The 17700-nt window shown below is 48.9% G+C and carries 17 protein-coding genes; 15 read left to right on the top strand and 2 right to left on the bottom strand.

Annotation, left to right across the window (positions count from 1 at the left end; all coding sequences use genetic code 11):
* Positions 1–9 precede the first annotated feature (9 nt).
* The 10 genes from AVZ68_RS14640 (at position 10) to AVZ68_RS14595 (ending at position 10024) form a co-directional block, all read left to right on the top strand.
* The gene (locus AVZ68_RS14640) at positions 10–384 is read left to right on the top strand and encodes a RidA family protein (RefSeq protein WP_059105312.1); all 375 of its coding nucleotides are present in this window, start codon (positions 10–12) and stop codon (positions 382–384) included.
* A gap of 291 nt (positions 385–675) precedes the next feature.
* Positions 676–972 carry a septation regulator SpoVG gene (gene spoVG / locus AVZ68_RS14635; RefSeq protein ID WP_059105311.1) on the top strand — a complete coding sequence of 99 codons (297 nt, stop codon included), beginning with the start codon at positions 676–678 and terminating at the stop codon, positions 970–972.
* A gap of 214 nt (positions 973–1186) precedes the next feature.
* A complete protein-coding gene (glmU, locus tag AVZ68_RS14630; RefSeq protein WP_059105310.1) occupies positions 1187–2551 on the top strand; it encodes a bifunctional UDP-N-acetylglucosamine diphosphorylase/glucosamine-1-phosphate N-acetyltransferase GlmU in 1365 nt (454 codons plus the stop codon).
* Positions 2552–2575: 24 nt separating this feature from the next.
* Positions 2576–3526 (top strand): ribose-phosphate diphosphokinase, encoded by a 951-nt coding sequence (locus AVZ68_RS14625; protein WP_059105309.1) that lies wholly within the window; start codon positions 2576–2578, stop codon positions 3524–3526.
* Between the two features lie 71 nt (positions 3527–3597).
* A complete protein-coding gene (locus AVZ68_RS14620) occupies positions 3598–4257 on the top strand; it encodes a 50S ribosomal protein L25/general stress protein Ctc (protein WP_059105308.1) in 660 nt (219 codons plus the stop codon).
* 77 nt (positions 4258–4334) lie between these two features.
* A complete protein-coding gene (pth, locus tag AVZ68_RS14615; protein ID WP_059105307.1) occupies positions 4335–4898 on the top strand; it encodes an aminoacyl-tRNA hydrolase in 564 nt (187 codons plus the stop codon).
* A 53-nt stretch (positions 4899–4951) separates the two neighbouring features.
* Positions 4952–5179: an anti-sigma-F factor Fin gene (locus AVZ68_RS14610; RefSeq protein WP_082676644.1), complete on the top strand. Its 228-nt coding sequence runs from the start codon at positions 4952–4954 to the stop codon at positions 5177–5179.
* Positions 5180–5385: 206 nt separating this feature from the next.
* Complete coding sequence (gene mfd, locus AVZ68_RS14605; protein WP_059105305.1) at positions 5386–8928, top strand: transcription-repair coupling factor; 3543 nt, start codon at positions 5386–5388, stop codon at positions 8926–8928.
* Between the two features lie 135 nt (positions 8929–9063).
* Entirely contained in the window at positions 9064–9603 is a 540-nt protein-coding gene (gene spoVT, locus AVZ68_RS14600; protein WP_059105304.1) for a stage V sporulation protein T, read from the top strand.
* Positions 9604–9700: 97 nt separating this feature from the next.
* Entirely contained in the window at positions 9701–10024 is a 324-nt protein-coding gene (locus tag AVZ68_RS14595; RefSeq protein WP_059105303.1) for a hypothetical protein, read from the top strand.
* Between the two features lie 97 nt (positions 10025–10121).
* On the opposite strand, the gene murG is transcribed toward AVZ68_RS14595, so the two are convergent.
* A complete protein-coding gene (gene murG / locus AVZ68_RS14590) occupies positions 10122–11180 on the bottom strand; it encodes an undecaprenyldiphospho-muramoylpentapeptide beta-N-acetylglucosaminyltransferase (protein WP_059105302.1) in 1059 nt (352 codons plus the stop codon).
* Between the two features lie 277 nt (positions 11181–11457).
* The gene (locus AVZ68_RS14585; RefSeq protein WP_059105301.1) at positions 11458–12081 is read right to left on the bottom strand and encodes a YIP1 family protein; all 624 of its coding nucleotides are present in this window, start codon (positions 12079–12081) and stop codon (positions 11458–11460) included.
* Positions 12082–12276: 195 nt separating this feature from the next.
* Between AVZ68_RS14585 and AVZ68_RS14580 the strand changes: the two genes are divergently transcribed.
* The 5 genes from AVZ68_RS14580 to AVZ68_RS14560 all read left to right on the top strand — a co-directional run bounded on the left by AVZ68_RS14580 (position 12277) and on the right by AVZ68_RS14560 (position 17668).
* Positions 12277–13884, top strand: coding sequence for a putative polysaccharide biosynthesis protein (locus AVZ68_RS14580; RefSeq protein WP_059105300.1), 1608 nt, complete (start codon positions 12277–12279; stop codon positions 13882–13884).
* A 91-nt stretch (positions 13885–13975) separates the two neighbouring features.
* A complete protein-coding gene (yabN, locus tag AVZ68_RS14575; RefSeq protein ID WP_059105299.1) occupies positions 13976–15448 on the top strand; it encodes a bifunctional methyltransferase/pyrophosphohydrolase YabN in 1473 nt (490 codons plus the stop codon).
* 3 nt (positions 15449–15451) lie between these two features.
* Positions 15452–15712 (top strand): RNA-binding S4 domain-containing protein, encoded by a 261-nt coding sequence (locus AVZ68_RS14570; RefSeq protein WP_059105298.1) that lies wholly within the window; start codon positions 15452–15454, stop codon positions 15710–15712.
* Complete coding sequence (locus AVZ68_RS14565; RefSeq protein WP_059105297.1) at positions 15709–16350, top strand: HAD family hydrolase; 642 nt, start codon at positions 15709–15711, stop codon at positions 16348–16350. Before AVZ68_RS14570 ends, AVZ68_RS14565 begins: the two co-directional genes overlap by 4 nt.
* Positions 16351–16684: 334 nt before the next feature.
* Entirely contained in the window at positions 16685–17668 is a 984-nt protein-coding gene (locus AVZ68_RS14560) for a DUF3231 family protein (RefSeq protein ID WP_059105296.1), read from the top strand.
* The last annotated feature ends 32 nt before the right edge of the window (positions 17669–17700 follow it).

The following is a 17700-nucleotide window of genomic DNA, read 5'->3' as shown; positions in this document are numbered from 1 at the left end:
AGAATGGAAATGAAAACGGTACATACAACGAATGCGCCACAAGCGATAGGGCCTTACGCTCAGGGGATCATCGTGAATAATCTAGTTTATAGTTCTGGCCAGATTCCGCTTACGGCTTCTGGAGACCTGGTGGCAACGACAGTGGAAGAGCAAACCCATCAAGTGTTTGCGAACATCAAAGCGGTTTTAGCTGAAGCGGGATCGTCGTTGGAGCAAGTGGTGAAGACCACCGTCTTTATTAAAGACATGAATGATTTTCCGCTCATTAATGAGGTGTACGGCGAGTACTTTAGCGAGCATCAACCTGCACGCTCCTGTGTAGAAGTGGCGCGCCTCCCCAAAGACGTACAGATTGAAATTGAAGTGATTGCTCTCGTAAACTAAGAGGGGAATGGGTATCCTTCTGGCTTTGTGCTAGAAGGATTTTTAGTGAGGTCTCAGAATTCTCCTTTTTGTGTTGTCTAGCACTCGTGCCAGTAAATTTACCGCTCACTTTAGAAGGACCACCGTCCCATCCCTTAAGCGCCACGAGGGCCCCTTCTTATCACGAGCTAGAGCTCTCGCTCCAGAAATTGCGCCGCGAAGCTTTTTAACAAAAGTTTCAATATTCAAGAAGGGTTTCTAAAAAAAAACGCGAATGGTATAGATATAACATCATTTAATGAGGTGACTAACGTGGAAATAACGGACGTGAGGCTTCGTCGTGTAAATACTCAAGGTCGAATGAGAGCGATTGCATCCATTACGATCGATCATGAATTTGTTATCCATGACATTCGCGTGATTAATGGGCAAAATGGTTTATTTGTGGCGATGCCAAGCAAACGCACGCCAAACGGAGAATTTCGTGATATTGCCCACCCTATTTCATCAAAGACGAGGGAGAAACTCCAAAGAGCGATTTTAAATGAATACGATCGCGTGGGAGAGTACGAAGATTCGGCCAGTTATCAAGGGGCGGGGGCTTCCTAGTCTCTTTGAAGCGAAATCGTAATAATTAGCTATGGTCCTTAAAGGGCGATAGCTTTTCCGTATCCAACTTGTCTATGTATGTGCAGCACCCAGACCTTCCGACAAAACCGTCCATTTAACCGCTCACCCCTTCATCTCTGCGACCAATTTACCTTGAAATACCGCTGTTTTTAGGATATAGTCGTATTGAAAAAGAAACGCGTGGGGGGAAACTATGAGCGGTCGGTTTGCAGTGATTCTTGCAGCTGGGCAAGGGACGCGAATGAAGTCGAAATTATATAAAGTGCTCCATCAAGTGTGCGGAAAGCCGATGGTACAGCATGTTGTGGACCAAGTGCAAAACGTGGGCTTTGATGAAACAACCGTCGTGGTAGGACATGGCGCAGAGCAGGTCAAAGACACGCTGAGAGGAGAAGTGACCTTTTCCGTTCAAGACGAGCAGCTAGGTACAGGGCATGCAGTGCGCTGTGCAGAGGATGCACTTACGGGGAAAAAAGGAGTCACCGTTGTGCTGTGCGGAGACACGCCGCTTCTCACGGCGAAGTCGATCGAGAAATTAATCAAGACCCACGAAGCAGCTGGGGCAAAGGCTTCTGTTCTAACGGCGGTCGCTCCAGATCCAACGGGCTATGGGCGCGTCATGCGAAACGAAGCTGGACATGTACAGAAAATCGTCGAGCACAAAGATGCGAGCGAGGAAGAACGGCTGGTTTCCGAAATTAATACCGGGACCTATTGCTTTGATAATGAACAGTTATTTGCGGCTCTTGCCGAGGTGACGAATGACAATGTCCAGGGCGAGTACTATCTGCCCGACGTTATTGAAATCCTACAGCAGCAAGGGCAAACGATTGCCGCTTATCAAACCGAGAGTTTTGATGAAACGCTTGGAATCAATGATCGGGTCGCTCTCTCTTCGGCGGAAGCTGTGATGCAAGCACGCATCAATGAGTATTGGATGCGTGAAGGGGTCACCTTGATTGATCGCAAGACCACTTATATTTCAGCTGAGGCAAGGATCGGCCGGGATGTTGTCGTGCATCCAAATGTAACTATTAAAGGTCCTTCGCTGATTGGGGAAGACTGTGAGATCGGCGCTGGTTCAGAAATTGTCAACTCAACGCTCGGTTCTCTTGTTCATGTTCGACAGTCGCTTGTTGTCGATAGTGAGGTTGGGAGCGGGGTGGCGATTGGGCCCTTTGCTCATCTAAGACCGAACACGAAGCTTGAAGACGATGTGCGAGTCGGCAACTTTGTCGAGCTTAAAAAATCAACCATAGGCAAGGCAAGCAAAGTTTCTCATTTAAGCTACATTGGGGATGCGGATATTGGATCTGATGTCAATGTCGGTTGCGGGGTCGTGACCGTGAATTATGACGGGAGGAACAAATTCAAAACCACAGTGGAAAAAGAGGCCTTTATTGGGTCTGGTTCCAACCTCATTGCTCCAGTGCAAATCGGGGAGCGCGCCTTTGTGGCCGCTGGCTCAACGATTACAGACGACGTTCCAGGGGAGGCACTGTCCATAGCGCGGGCCCGCCAGGTGAATAAAGAGAACTATGTTAAGAAAGAAGATTGATACTAACTGGAGGTACGACCGAACATGGTGAAGTACAGCGATCCAAGCTTAAAAGTATTTACGCTTAATTCCAATAAAGAATTAGCTCAAGAAATTGCTGAACACATTGGCATTTCCCTTGGGAAAAATTCGGTGATGCGCTTTAGTGATGGCGAGGTGCAAATTAATATTGAGGAGAGCATCCGCGGCTGTGATGTCTATTTGATTCAGTCCACATCAGCGCCGGCAAATGAACATATCATGGAACTGCTCATTATGATTGATGCACTGAAGCGAGCATCTGCTAGGACAATTAATGTGGTGATGCCTTACTACGGGTATGCACGTCAGGATCGCAAAGCACGCGCCCGTGAGCCGATTACGGCGAAGCTCGTCGCCAACCTGCTAGAGACGGCAGGAGCCACGCGTGTACTTACACTTGATCTCCATGCCACGCAAATCCAAGGGTTTTTCGACATTCCCGTTGATCAGCTTATGGGTGTGCCGATCTTATCTGACTACTTCCAGAGCAAAGAGCTTGATGATCTCGTTGTCGTGTCTCCAGATCACGGGGGCGTGGTCCGCGCCAGGAAAATGGCGGACCGACTCAAGACACCGATTGCGATCATCGATAAACGTCGCCCTCGCCCGAATGTTTCAGAGGTGATGAATATCGTCGGAAACGTAGAAGGGAAGACGGCGATCATCATTGATGATATTATAGATACAGCAGGAACCATTACACTTGCAGCGAACGCCCTTATTGAACAAGGGGCGAAAGAAGTGTATGCTTGCTGCACGCATCCTGTGCTGTCCGGCCCGGCGATTGAACGCATTCATAACTCGAAGATTAAAGAGCTTGTCGTAACGAACACGATTGAGCTTGAAGAAGAAAAGAAAATCGACAAGGTCACGGAGCTTTCAGTGGCAGCATTAATGGCCGAAGCGATTGTACGTGTGCATGAGGATGCATCCGTGTCTACGTTGTTTGATTAAGTTGTGGTTTTAAAATCAATGTTTTAGGGAACACATTAGAAGATGTGCAAAATTCAGTAGAGGTGATAATGATGGCAACAGTACTACATGCGCAAACACGAAAGGATCTTGCGGGATCTGCAACGAGAAAAATTCGCAAAGAGGGATTCGTTCCCGGCGTTGTATATGGTAAGAAAATGGAAAGCGAAGCAATTTCCGTAGACAGCATCGCGTTCTTGAAAACCGTACGCGAAGTCGGACAGAATGGCCTTTTCTCTTTAACCATTGAAGGTGGAAAAAGCCACAAAGTAATGATTCAGGATCTTCAAGTCGATCCACTGAAAGACCACTATGTGCACATTGACTTCTTTGAGGTAGACATGAAGTCCGAGCTAGAGGCCGACGTTCCCGTCCACCTCGAAGGCGAAGCGCCTGGAACAGGTGAAGGTGGCATTCTCGCTCACATGATGTATGAAATCAAAGTACGCTGCTTGCCAGCTGATATTCCAGAGAACATCACGGTTGATGTGTCACAACTTGGCATTGGGGATTCGGTTCAAATTTCCGATCTTCGCTCAAGCGTTCCGGTTGATCTCGTGAATGAAGACGACGAGACGGTCGTTACGGTGCAACCACCAACGGTTAACGAAGATCCGGAAGAAACGGAGGAAGACACGACCGACGCTACTGGTGTGGAAGCAACAGAAGAACGTGAAGGCGACGACAAGAATCGTCCAGGCCGTGAAGAATAATATACGCTTCACTGCGTGAAAGGTATAGCTTCTGCTATGCCTTTTTCGCACATGGAGCGTTTAGGGTGGAGAGCGAAATGAAGGTAATTGTAGGACTTGGGAATCCTGGAGTGAAGTATGCAGGAACGCGCCACAACATTGGATTTGACATTGTTGATGCCTGTGCGGATGCTCTGGACATTCCTATTGATAAACAGAAATTCAAAGGCATATACGGCGAAAAGCTGATAAACGGTGAGAAGGTCATTCTTCTGAAGCCTCTGACGTATATGAACTTGTCCGGAGAGTCGGTGGCGGCCTTCATGAATTACTATCACATCGGGGTAGAAGATCTGGTGGTCATTTATGATGATTTGGATTTACCGACGGGAAAAATTCGCCTGAGGCAAAAGGGAAGTGCTGGAGGCCATAACGGCATGAAATCACTGATTGCGCAACTTGGAACCCAGACTTTTAATCGCATTCGCGTCGGGGTGGATCGCCCGGCAAATGGAGAGCCTGTGGTGAATTACGTTCTCGGGCGTTACCGGCCGGAGGAACGAGAGAGGATGGGCACTTCCGTGGAACACGCAACAAACGCTGTGAAAAGATGGCTTGAGAAACCGTTTTTAGAGGTGATGAACGAATTTAACAAAGCATAGAAGCATCGACTCCCGTCCATACTAAAGTCAAACTGAACCTTAGGAGGATGGACATGTCGATTTATTACACATGCAGCCACTGCAACGCCCATATGGGAACGCTTGAGGAAAAGATCTCAGAGACAAAATTAGGTTTTGCCCAGCTCGACCCTATGATGCAACGCGAGCTATTGACTTATAAAGAAAATGGTGATATACATGTGAAGACGATATGTGAGGAATGCCATCAAGCATTCTTGCAAAACCCTGATCTTTATGAGAGGGGAAATGTTATACAGTGATTGTATGCACGAGCTTTGGTCGAGTCGTTGAACCAAAGCGTTTTTCTATTCTTACTCGCACAAAAAGCGCATTAATCACATAATTTTTGAATAAAAAGTATAGTCGTTTCGCTCCTCGGAGAAAAGGCGGCTACTTCAACATGCATTAAAGCGCTTTCTAGTAATGTTAAAATACGTGAAGAAGGTACAAACAGGGGGAAAGAAACATGTTAGGACTTCAACATTTTGTGGGTTCGACCTCGGAGGTAAGGGGGGTTGCCGAGGGCTTTGAAAAAGGGATGAGTGAGCAGCTTCTCTCAGGGTTGAGCGGGTCGGCGAGAACGGTTTTTGCGGCGGCTCTTTATCGCGAGACGAAAAAAAGTCAGCTTGTCATCACTCATAATTTATATCAAGCACAAAAATTATATGAGGATCTCGTGGATTTGCTCGGGGAAGACAACGTGTACCTATACCCTGTCAATGAGCTTATTTCCGCCGAAATTGCGGTAGCGAGTCCTGAAATGAAAGCTCAACGCCTCGACTTGCTGAATCAGTTGGTCGCAGGCTTTTCTGGCGTTGTGGTGGCGCCCCTTGCCGGCGTGCGCCGTCTGCTCCCGCCAAAGAGTCTTTGGGAAGCCAGCCGTCTGACGCTGGAAGTGGGAGCCGATATTGGCGAACTGGATGAATGGCTCACGCGCCTCGTTTCCCTAGGATATCGACGAACCGAGATGGTCTCAGCTCCTGGAGATGTCAGTGTTCGAGGGGGCATTGTTGACTTGTATCCGTTAACGGAGGAAAACCCGATACGGATGGAGCTTTTTGATACGGAAGTGGATTCGCTGCGCTCGTTTTTGCTTGAGACGCAGCGCTCGATTGAAAATATAACACAACTTGTAATCGGCCCGGCGGAAGAGGTCCTGCTCACAGATTCCCACTACAGCCACGCCGTGCAAGAACTGGAAGAACAATTGGCGGCAACGCTAAAGAAGGTTTCCTCCAAGCCAACCCGTGAAAAGCTGAACGAGCGCATCCCTTTTGAAATTGCTCAGCTGAAACAGCGCAGCACGTTTGAAGGAATGTACAAATATATGTCCTTCTATTATGACAGCCCGCAATCGCTCTTGTCGTTCATGCCGGAAGATAGCGTCATCTGGGTCGATGAAATGACGAGAGTCAAAGAAATGTCCGATCACCTGCAAAAAGAAGAAGCAGAGTGGCATACGCAAATGATCGAGCAAGGAGAAATCGTCCACGGAGCGACAATGTCCATTGATGTGATCGAGCGCTTCTCGAAGTCGCCGCAGTCGGTGTTGTATGCGTCTCTTTTTCAAAAGCATGTGCCCTCTACAAAGCCGGAAAAAATCACGAACATCGCCTGTAAGTCCATGCAGAATTTTCACGGGCAAATGCAGCTCCTCACTTCAGAAGTGAAGCGCTGGAGTGAACATGCCTATTCGATCGTATTTGTGGCTGGTACAAAAGAACGAGCGAAACGCCTCGCTCTTAATTTAGACGATGAGGGTATTGATGGTCACTTAGTGGAATCGGCAACAGAGCTAACGCAAGGGACGATCCACATTGTGGCCGGACACTTGCACACGGGATTTGAGTTGCCGGAGCACAAGCTGGTTGTGATTACAGAAGAAGAGGTCTTTGCCAAGCAAACCAAACGCCCACAGCGCCGTCAGAAGCTTACCAACGCTGAGCGAATCAAGAGCTATTCCGAGCTAGCCGTTGGCGACTTGATCGTGCACACCAACCACGGTGTCGGCAAATACTTGGGTGTGGAGACACTGGAAATTAACGGTGTGCATAAAGACTATTTGAACCTACGCTATGCCGGCAATGACAAGCTCTATGTTCCTGTTGAACAGATTGATCAAGTGCAGAAATACGTCGGTTCTGAAGACAAAGACCCGAAAATTTACGCCCTCGGCGGCAGCGATTGGAAAAAGGTAAAGAAAAAAGTACAGTCGACAGTGGAAGATATTGCCGATGATCTGATTAAGCTTTACGCGGAGAGAGAAGCCAGTGTAGGTCATCGCTTTTCAGAGGATGGACCAGAGCAGGCAGACTTTGAAGCTTCTTTCTCTTATCAAGAAACCGAAGACCAAGTGCGAGCGATTGCAGAGATCAAAGAAGATATGGAAAAGCAACGCCCCATGGATCGTCTTCTTTGCGGAGATGTGGGGTATGGCAAAACGGAGGTGGCAATTCGTGCCGCGTTCAAGGCGATTATGGACGGGAAGCAAGTAGCCATCCTTGTGCCAACAACGATTCTTGCGCAGCAGCACTTTGAGACGATTGTGGAGCGTTTCTCTGAGTTTCCAATCAATATAGGCGTGTTAAGTCGCTTTCGCTCTCGTAAAGAACAGAATGAGATCATCAAAGGGTTAAAAGCAGGGGCCGTTGATTTGGTGGTCGGCACGCACCGTCTCTTGTCCAAAGATTTAACGTTTAAAGATTTAGGGTTGCTCATTGTGGATGAGGAACAGCGTTTTGGCGTGACGCACAAAGAGAAAATCAAGCGGATGAAAGCAAACATTGATGTACTGACCTTAACGGCCACTCCGATCCCACGAACGCTGCATATGTCGATGCTTGGGGTGCGGGATTTGTCGGTCATTGAAACACCACCTGAGAACCGTTTTCCAGTGCAGACGTATGTGGTTGAATTTAACGAAGCGATCGCTCGGGAAGCGATCGAACGTGAAATGACTCGAGGGGGGCAAGTGTATGTGCTTTACAATCGGGTAGAAGACATTGAGCGCATGACCGAACAAATTTCTGAACTTGTCCCTGATGCGCGCGTCACGTATGCTCATGGCCAGATGAATGAACGTGAACTAGAGTCCGTCATTTTCGACTTTTTGGGGGGAGAGAGTGATGTGCTTGTGACCACAACGATTATCGAGACCGGCGTCGATATCCCGAATGTGAACACCTTAATTGTGAGCAACGCCGACAAAATGGGGCTCTCCCAGCTGTATCAGATCCGTGGACGTGTAGGACGCTCCAACCGCGTCGCCTATTCGTATTTTACGTATCAAGCCGATAAGGTGCTCTCCGAAGTTGCCGAACGTCGCCTGCAAGCGATTAAGGAATTTACGGAGCTTGGTTCAGGATTCAAGATTGCCATGCGCGATTTAACAATCCGCGGCGCTGGGAATTTACTCGGCTCCGAGCAGCATGGCTTTATCGATTCGGTCGGGTTTGATCTCTACTCGCAAATGCTGAAAGAAGCGATTGAAGAACGGAAGGGCGAGAAACCGAAAGAACCGGCCTTTCAAACGGAGCTGAATGTAAGTGTCGATGCGTATATTCCCGAGCGCTACATTCCAGATGCCAAACAGAAGATTGAAATGTACAAACGTTTTAAAGGGGCAGAGTCCACCGCAGAGATCGATGACCTACGAGACGAAATCATCGATCGGTTTGGGGAGTACCCAAAGCAAGTGGATTACCTGTTTACGATGACCAAAATAAAGCTTCTTGGCGATGCAGAACGGGTCGAAAAGATCGCTGAATCGAAAGACACGGTCACGATTCTGCTTACTCCTGAAGCGACCAAGGCCATGGATGGATCCAAGCTCTTTGAAATCGCCAATGAGCAAGGAAGAGCCATCACGCTCGGGACGCAAGGCGAGCAAATTAAGTTCACGATTAAAACCAAGAACATGCTCGATGACGAGGTCTTGCGTCATACTCTCGCCTTGCTCACTGCGTTTAAAGGCGCGCGTAAAACAAAGACGACCACTCCTGCTTCATAGGAAGTGCGCGCAATTAATTCTTCTATTGGTGAATAGTTCATGTATTCGGTAGGATACTACAGGTACAGCCAATGATTGCAATTTATCCTGCATGCATCATTTTGTTACTACACCCTTAGAAAGCGAGGCACCTATATGAAAGCAACAGGAATTGTACGTCGCATCGATGATTTAGGCCGGGTCGTTATTCCAAAGGAAATTCGCCGCACTCTTAGAATTCGTGAAGGCGACCCCCTAGAAATTTTTGTGGATCGCGACGGTGAGGTTATTTTAAAGAAATATTCCCCAATCTCAGAGCTTGGAGATTTTGCCAAGGAATACGCGGAAGCTCTTTATGACAGCCTGAATCAAAACGTATTGATTTCGGACCGTGATACCTTTATTGCCGTCTCTGGAGCTTCAAAGAAAGAATTTGCAAACAAAGCCGTCGGTGAAGTCATTGAGTCGGCCATGACCGATCGCAAAACTCATTTTGAACCGAATGCTGGCGAGTACAACATCGTTGGTGAAGTGAAAGACGACTATAAAGGTTATGTCGTGGTCCCTATTATCGCGAGCGGGGATCCGATCGGTGCGGTAGTGATTTTCGGAAAAGAGGAGGCGATCTCCGGGTCACTTGAGCAGAAGATGGCAGAGACCGCCGCTAGTTTTTTGGCGCGTCAGATGGAGCAATAAGGAAAAAGGACTGTGTTTCTAATAGGAGACGCAGTCCTTTTTTTGTTAGCTCCGGTGGGGAGAGAGTGCAAGGCTCGGATGCGGGGAGAAGAGCCGTATGCGAGAGAGAAGAGAGAAGGGCTCGGATGCGAGAGAGAAGAGCCGGGATGTGGGGGAGAAGAGCTCGGATGCGAGAGAAAAGAGCTCGGATGCGAGAGAGAAGAGCCCGGATGCGGGGGAGAAGAGCTCGGATGCGAGAGAGAAGAGCCCGGATGCGAGAGAGAAAAGCTCGGATGTGAGAGAGAAGGGCTCGGATGCGAGAGAAAAGAGCTCGGATGCGAGAGAGAAGGGCTCGGGTGCGAGAGAGAAGGGCCCGGATGTGGGGGAGAAGAGCTCGGATGCGAGAGAGAAAGGCCAGGATGCGAGGGAGAAGAGCCTATAGGCGGCGGAAGGGAATGCTAAGGCCAGTCATGCCACCGTGGCTTGACTGGCCAGAACGTGCCGCTCGTCATCGGGACGAGCTTCATTTTTCTATTGAATTATAGCGTCTCTAATCGCTCAATAATACGAGGAACTGCCTGCGAGGCTTGGGCACTCGCCATCGTCTCTGTGATCAGATCTCGGTCTTGATACAGACTGGAGATCTCGTTTAAGAGCGTTTCTTGAGTTAATTCTTCCTCTTCAAGCATTCGCCCGTAGCCCTTCTTCTCAAACGCCTGGGCATTTAAAATCTGGTCACCCCGGCTTTGGTGACGTGATAAAGGAATGATGAGCATCGGAATCTTGAGAGCGAGAAACTCAAAGATGGCATTGGACCCTCCACGCGTGACGACGAGGTCAGCGGATTGCAATAAATCAGGGAGTTCATCGTAAACATATTCGTACTGCTGGTACCCATGTTTCCCCTCTAGCTCACGGTCCACGTTGCCTCGCCCGCAAATATGAATAATTTGATACGTCTTGGAGAGTCTCGGCAAAGCTTCACGCACGGCTTCATTGATGCGCCTCGCCCCGAGACTTCCTCCCATAACAAGAAGAACGGGTCGTTCTCGCGTGAATTCAGCAAAATGTAGACCTTGCGTTCGCGAGCCTGTCAGCAATTCCTTGCGAATAGGGGAACCAACGACCGTTGTGGCGTCCTGCGGGAAATGAGCGGCCGTTTCCTCAAAGGAAGTGTAGAAGGACGTCGCAAAGCGTTTCGCAAGGCGATTTGCAAGACCCGGCGTCAAATCACTCTCATGGAGATGAACAGGGATTTTAAGCGTAGAGGCTGCAGCAACGACAGGGACGGTGACAAAGCCCCCTTTGGAGAAAACAACATCCGGCTTTTGCTTGCGTAAAATTGAGCGGGCTTGCCTGAAGCCGTTCAAAATGCGAAACACATCTGTGATGTTCTTCCAATCCACGTAACGACGCAGTTTTCCACTGGAAATTCCAAAGTAAGGAATGTTCTTTTTTTCAACTAATTCTCTTTCAATCCCGGTATAGGAACCGACATAGGAAATAGCCCATTCCTTCTGGTCAAGCTCTTGAATGACAGCGAGGTTCGGCGTGACGTGCCCTGCCGAACCGCCACCCGTAAACATAATTTTTTTCATAATAATCCTTTCCTTGCGAGCGTCTAAACTCATTCTATGAAAATAGGAAGTGCGGATGAAGGGAGATGCGATGACGATCATCGTCGAAAGCGACTATACTCATTGACTCAACGTTCGAACATGAAAAAATAGATCTTGCCCACTGGTAAAAGGGGATTAAGTGAAGCTATCCGGAGAAGAACAGCGCTCCTCCCGACAAGAAGAGCGAAAATCGAGATAGGAACGGCGCTCCTCCACCATCAAGTGTACGATCACAAGAACGTAAATATGAACCCTCTTAAGCAATGAGTGCATGCACGATCATACTGATCCCAATAATAAGCACTAAGACGGCCGCTAAGAACACGAGGCCAATTAAAATCCCTTTCCAGGCCGAGACGCGGTGTGCTTGTGCGATACCGAAAACCGTAAGAATCACTACCCAACCATTGCCGATGCTGATCAGTAACTCTAGCTGGTCTTGAAGAAAGGAGAGAAAGCCCGTACGTTGACCGCGCAGCTCCATAGCAATGGTGAAAAAATGGATAAGGGCAAGAAGCGAAACGAGGATGGCCGGCATGAAATGCGTAAAAAGAAGAGCCACTTTCACATCCCTTCTGTTGCCTGTTCCACTGTACCACTTACCCACGGTGCCAATAAGTAAGCTCATTATATAAAGAAAACTTGGACCAAGTAAAGAACCAATGAGGCTAATGCCAAGGAATAAAGGCAACGAAAGATCTCCGAGAAGAAGAAGGGCTTGCAAGTCACTATTGGTTAACGTCATCAAACACCCAAAAATCAGCGACAAAATCAAGACGCTCCGCTGATTCAGCTCATGCGCCGTAGCGTCGGCAACAACCCGTCTTGGCTTAATCCAGACGTGTAGCCAGGGGTTGACAGAAGTCTTCGATTTGTTCAATGGATCACCTGCTCTAGTTAGCTCTTCCTATAATAACATGGCACGTCTGAGGATGGAAAATGCTAAAAGAAATTAGTATCATAAGAGGATGTTCAAAAAGTCTGGGAAAAGTAGCTGTCTCCTCTCTGTTGGCTCAACCTTCTCCGCTCTTTTTCTCCTTTTTGAAACTTTAGAAGGAAAACGGAGGGTTCGGGATTGAGTGAGCCAAAACAAGACAATCAATCACTCATCAAAGGGGCGATGCTTCTCACCCTTGCCGCCCTTATGGCCAAGATATTAAGCGCGGGTTACCGCATTCCGTTTCAAAATATGGCGGGGGACATGGGCTTCTATGTCTACCAACAAGTCTACCCTTTCTACGGTGTGATGACGACGCTCGCTCTTTACGGTTTTCCCGTCGTCATTTCAAGGCAGCTTGCCCAGGCGCGGGCCAAAGGATTGGAAAAGGAAGCGCGGCTTTCGTTCGCTCTTGCCATCGCCGGGCTTGCCGTTCTCTCTCTTCTCAGCGCCTTCCTTTTCTTCTTTTTTGCGCCCCAGATTGCCTTTGTCATGGGAGACGAGCAGTTAACGGGCCCTCTTCGTCTAGTGGGGACTGGATTTTTGTTTCTGCCTATACTTAGTGCGTTGCGTGGGTTTGGCCAGGGCCATGAGCAGATGGGTCCAACCGCACTCTCTCATGTTGGGGAGCAGTTGGTTCGAGTCACCTGCATCTTGCTGTTTGCCTATCTATTGCTAGAAGCTGGCGCAGGGGCGTACGGGGCTGGCCAAGGCGCGGTCTATGGTTCGCTTGCGGGAAGTGCAGCTGCCTGTACGCTTCTACTGGTGAGCGCGAGGCGCGTGAGGTGGAGAGAGTGGGTCAGGATAAGCGGGCTTTCTTTGGTTGAGATAGCCAGAAGCAGTGGTCAGGTGTTGATGCAGAGTCTTTTTATCTGCTTGAACGCGCTCATTTTATTATTGTTTCAACTGGTCGATGTGTTCACGGTGATCCGACTGCTTGGTGCTCATGGCATGAGCGAGACGAGCGCCTATCTAGCCAAAGGGATTTATGATCGCAGTCAGCCGCTCCTGCAGCTTGGCACCATTCTGACGACGACTGTAGCGCTTGCTCTCGTGCCCCTGCTTGCAAAAGCGGTAGGGAGTGGGCAGTACAAGGAGGCGAGGCGCTACCGGGATGTTGCCTTGCGTTTGGCGCTGCTTATCGGCGGCTCGGCAACGATCGGCCTCTTTGTCATCATGGAACCAGTCAATGCGATGCTTTTTACCGATTCGTCTGGTTCCAACGTGCTTCGTGTGATGGCAACAGCAATTGTGATTGGTTCGCTCTACATGTCAGCCGCAGCGATCCTGCAAGGCTATGGGTATACGCATATTCCGGCCATCTCGATCGCCTATGGCCTATTTGTAAAACTAGTGGCGAATTTTATTTTCATTCCCCTCTATGGAACGATGGGTGCTGCGATTGCAAATGTGCTGGCCTTTTCGACGATGGCGATCATCGTCTTAGCAGTCATTCGCCGAGTGGATCAAAAGATTATGGTCAGCAGACGGGCCTATGCGGCCATCGGGATCACTCTTGTTTTCTTAGCGGCTGGCGCCTATGGATGGAAGATGGCCGCAGAGAGAATTCTTATCTCTACGAATCCCTCACGACTGACCGATACACTCATTGCGCTTTCTACCTCGCTTGTGGGTGGACTGATCGTACTGGCCTGCCTCGCCTTTCTGCCGATTTTAAGCGAGCAGGAGTGGAAGGAAGTACCGAAGCTGGATAAGCTGCGGCGGTTGATAGCGCCGAGAAAGTAGGGCCCAGCTAGCAAAACAGGTGGATATTCAGTATGATAAAGGAACGAGAACCTAAAGATTTTGGCGCAATGCCGTGAAAGGATTGAAACACATGGGCAAGCTGCAAATTTTGGGACTCGGGGCAGGCGATCTCGCGCAAATGCCTCTGGGGTTCTATCGCGAGTTGAAAAAGGAGCAGCCGCTCTTTGTACGTACAGCAGACCATCCGGCTTTAGCGGAGCTTGGGGAGGAGGGCGTGACGTTCACGTCGTTTGATCAGGTGTATGAACGTCATGAGCAGTTTGAGGATGTGTATGAAGAGATCACGGATACGCTCCTCAAAGAGGCGCAAGCACAGAACGTCGTTTACGCGGTCCCTGGCCACCCCTTTGTCGCTGAACGCACCGTGCAGCTGCTTATGCAGCGGGCAACAGCTGCGAGCGTCGAACTAGAGGTGCTTGGCGGGAGCAGTTTCCTTGACGGCATGTACACGGCTCTGGCCATTGACCCTGTTGAAGGCTGTCAGATTGTTGATGGCACGGCTCTTAGAAAAGATGAGCTTGAACTCACGCATCATATCATCATTGTCCAAGTCTATGATGCGATGATTGCGTCGGAGGTAAAACTGACGCTGATGGAACGGTTGCCCGATGATTATGAAGTGGTGGTCGCCACAGCGGTTGGGTCTTCCTCTCAGTCGCTTACACGCGTACCGCTGTTTGAACTCGACCGGGTAACGACGGTGAACAACTTAACGGCGATCTATGTGCCACCAGTCAAAGAAGAAGTGCTTTTGCAGCGGGAATTTTCAACGCTACGCAGCGTGATCGCCACCCTTCGTGGACCCGGGGGCTGCCCGTGGGACCAGAAGCAAACGCATGAGTCGTTAAAAAAATACTTGCTTGAGGAAGCGTATGAAATGCTCGAGGCGATTGACGAGCAAGATGACGATCACCTCGCCGAAGAGCTGGGCGATGTGCTCTTACAAGTCATGCTTCACGCTCAAATTGGGGAAGACGAAGGCATGTTTGCGATTGAAGATGTGATCCAAAAGCTAACGGAAAAAATGATTCGCCGGCACCCTCATGTGTTTGCCACCAGCCAGGTGGAGGACGCAGAGGAAGTCGTGAGCAATTGGCAGCAGATCAAGCAGCAAGAAAAGGGGCTTGACGGTGATCAACCGCAGCCGGTTCTCGCAGATATTCCTACATCATTGCCGGGGCTAATGCTTGCAGAGGCCTTGCAAAAAAAAGCGGCCAAAGTCGGCTTTGATTGGACAGAGTCAGCGCCGATTTGGGCAAAGCTTCAAGAAGAAATCGGTGAATTTTTAGTGGAAGCAAACGCAGGGAATCGAGCCGAGATGGAGAAGGAATTTGGCGACATTTTGTTTGTGGCGGCAAACTTGGCTCGTTTTTATAAGGTAGACGCGGAGGTAGCGCTGCAAACGAGCAATGCGAAGTTTAAACGTCGGTTTACATACATGGAGGAACAGCTTTTGACGTCCGGAAAGACGGTTCAAGAGGCAACGCTTGAGGAGATGGACTCTTTGTGGGAAGCTGCGAAACGAAGCGAAAAGGAGGAATGAACCATGCGTCTAGATAAGTTTTTAAAAGTATCACGCTTAATCAAGCGGAGAACCCTTGCCAAAGAAGTCAGTGACCAAGGCAGAATCACCGTGAACGGGCAAGTGGCGAAGGCTGGTACCAATGTGAAGGCGGGGGACGAGCTCGTCGTTCGCTTTGGGCAGAAGCTAGTCACGGTCCGTATCGATGATGTCCGTGAAATGACGCGGAAGGGCGAGGCAGGCGAAATGTACACTATTCTGAGAGAGGAGCCGGTGAACCAATGAGTAAGGCCTTCATTTTTGATATGGACGGGGTCATCATTGACAGCGAGCCGCTGCACCAGGAGGTGGAGTTGGACGCGTGTGAGCGCTTCGGCATCCCGGTAGGTAAAGAAGGACTGGAGCCATACGTCGGCATGCGTACGCGAGACATGTGGATGGCGGTGACAAAGGAGCATGACGCCGCCGACCAACTTGAAGAGATTCTTGCCTATGCTGAGGAAGAGAAACGCAAAAGACTGGAACATAGCGAGGATGCGGCGATTGCAGGGATTCCCGAATTGCTCGAAGACCTCCAGCAGAACGGCTACAAGATCGGGCTTGGCTCCTCCTCGCCCCGTGCCTTTATTCTCGCTGTGTTAACCAAATTGAAGATCAAGGGTTGTTTTCACGTCATTGTCAGCGGCGAAGAGGTGGAAAACGGCAAGCCCGATCCCGATGTCTATCTCGAAGTGGCCCGACAGCTACACGTCGATCCTTCCAACTGCACTGTGCTTGAGGATTCTACGAACGGCGTGGCAGCGGGCCATGCAGCAGGGATGAAAACGATCGGCTTTCAAAACCCAAATTCGGGCAATCAAGATGTCGCCCACGCCGATATTGTGGTACAACAAATCGCAGAGATTGATGTAAAAGGATTGTAAGAAGAAGAGGAACAGCCTACGACGTGTCGAACGGTGGAGGCTGTTTTTTGTGCTGCAAACAATAAGGAGGAACGCAGATGTGGGCGAGGGAAATGATTGAAATCAGAGATGGTGCAGGAACTTGCTGAAGGTTAGAGATCGATAGGCATAGAACGACCTCTAGATCTGCAAATCCATGGATCAGATCGTCTTGGTATGTTTTTCGGAAGAAAGAAATTCGAGTTGCGCACAAATTTCACTGCACGAAACCAAACCAGTTAAAGCCATGTATACTTCCGTACAATACACAAATACTACGTTAAAACCAACATTGTGAAATGAGGGGAGTAGACGTATGCTTCAAAAATGGAAAATGACGTCATCAGAACTCGGTGCATTATGGATGACATACCAAAAGAAAACCATCATTCTTCGGCATTTGGAGTATTTTATCGAGACAGCAGAGGATAAAAAAGCCCAAAATCTCATGTCCGGACTGTGGAAAAAACTTCATCCAAAAGTCGATGAGCTGAGAACCATCATACAAAATGAAGGGGCCGCAGCACCCATCGGTTTTACGCATGAAGATGTGAATCTGGAAGCGCCCAGACTATATGAAAATGGATTTGACATTATGTTCAGCCGGATATTAAAGAAAATCAGCATGGGCATGTATACCCTCCATTTATCGATGTCTTATCGCAAAGACATCGTAAAGCTCTATAGAGATGTGACCAATATCACTCAGACCTATTACGATCAGTTCACGGAATACTTATTGGATGAAGGAATTCTTCCCCCTCCCACCTTCATAACGATGCCAACGTCGGTGGATTATATTACAGATAACAATTACATGAAAGGAACGAATTTTTTTGGTCAAAAACGCGCACTCAATACGGTGGAATTCGGGTACCTTCATCAAATGATTGAGACCAATGTGACCGGAATGCAGTTGATGGCGGGATATGCCCAATGTGCGGAGGATAAAGACATCCAAAAGTATTTCACCAAAGGAAAAGAACTTTCGAAAGAGATTATTCATGAGACGAGTGAGATCCTTCTTCAAAACGATATTCAGCCTCCTTCCACGCCCGGTGGCACAGTGACGAGTTCATATGCAGCACCATTTTCCGATAAACTCATGATGATGACGACATTCTTCTTGTGTAACTTTGCGCTGGGATCCCAAGCCTTTGGGGCAGCGTTTAGCCTTCGTAATGATTTGAGTCTGAAAAATGGGATCAAGGTGAAAGATGTCTATGAGTTTGCCAGAGAAGGAGTAACGATTATGATGAATAAGGGATGGTTTGAGGAACCACCGAAAATGGATGTTTGAAAAAGAAAAACAAAAAAGAGTATCGCAAGGAT

Origin of the sequence: Shouchella shacheensis (assembly GCF_001484965.1) — a bacterium.
Classification (GTDB): domain Bacteria; phylum Bacillota; class Bacilli; order Bacillales; family Bacillaceae_D; genus Shouchella; species Shouchella shacheensis.
The sequence above is the reverse complement of the archived record's forward strand: the minus strand, read 5'-3'. Positions and strand labels throughout refer to the sequence as shown.

What these genes read in the sequence shown, in the direction of transcription:
- AVZ68_RS14640 (WP_059105312.1), top strand. Translation starts at nt 10, where the DNA reads ATGAAAACGGTACATACAACGAATGCGCCACAAGCGATAGGGCCTTAC.
- glmU (WP_059105310.1), top strand. Translation starts at nt 1,187, where the DNA reads ATGAGCGGTCGGTTTGCAGTGATTCTTGCAGCTGGGCAAGGGACGCGA.
- AVZ68_RS14625 (WP_059105309.1), top strand. Translation starts at nt 2,576, where the DNA reads ATGGTGAAGTACAGCGATCCAAGCTTAAAAGTATTTACGCTTAATTCC.
- AVZ68_RS14620 (WP_059105308.1), top strand. Translation starts at nt 3,598, where the DNA reads ATGGCAACAGTACTACATGCGCAAACACGAAAGGATCTTGCGGGATCT.
- pth (WP_059105307.1), top strand. Translation starts at nt 4,335, where the DNA reads ATGAAGGTAATTGTAGGACTTGGGAATCCTGGAGTGAAGTATGCAGGA.
- AVZ68_RS14610 (WP_082676644.1), top strand. Translation starts at nt 4,952, where the DNA reads ATGTCGATTTATTACACATGCAGCCACTGCAACGCCCATATGGGAACG.
- mfd (WP_059105305.1), top strand. Translation starts at nt 5,386, where the DNA reads ATGTTAGGACTTCAACATTTTGTGGGTTCGACCTCGGAGGTAAGGGGG.
- spoVT (WP_059105304.1), top strand. Translation starts at nt 9,064, where the DNA reads ATGAAAGCAACAGGAATTGTACGTCGCATCGATGATTTAGGCCGGGTC.
- AVZ68_RS14595 (WP_059105303.1), top strand. Translation starts at nt 9,701, where the DNA reads ATGCGAGAGAGAAGAGAGAAGGGCTCGGATGCGAGAGAGAAGAGCCGG.
- murG (WP_059105302.1), bottom strand. Translation starts at nt 11,180, where the DNA reads ATGAAAAAAATTATGTTTACGGGTGGCGGTTCGGCAGGGCACGTCACG.
- yabN (WP_059105299.1), top strand. Translation starts at nt 13,976, where the DNA reads ATGGGCAAGCTGCAAATTTTGGGACTCGGGGCAGGCGATCTCGCGCAA.
- AVZ68_RS14570 (WP_059105298.1), top strand. Translation starts at nt 15,452, where the DNA reads ATGCGTCTAGATAAGTTTTTAAAAGTATCACGCTTAATCAAGCGGAGA.
- AVZ68_RS14565 (WP_059105297.1), top strand. Translation starts at nt 15,709, where the DNA reads ATGAGTAAGGCCTTCATTTTTGATATGGACGGGGTCATCATTGACAGC.
- AVZ68_RS14560 (WP_059105296.1), top strand. Translation starts at nt 16,685, where the DNA reads ATGCTTCAAAAATGGAAAATGACGTCATCAGAACTCGGTGCATTATGG.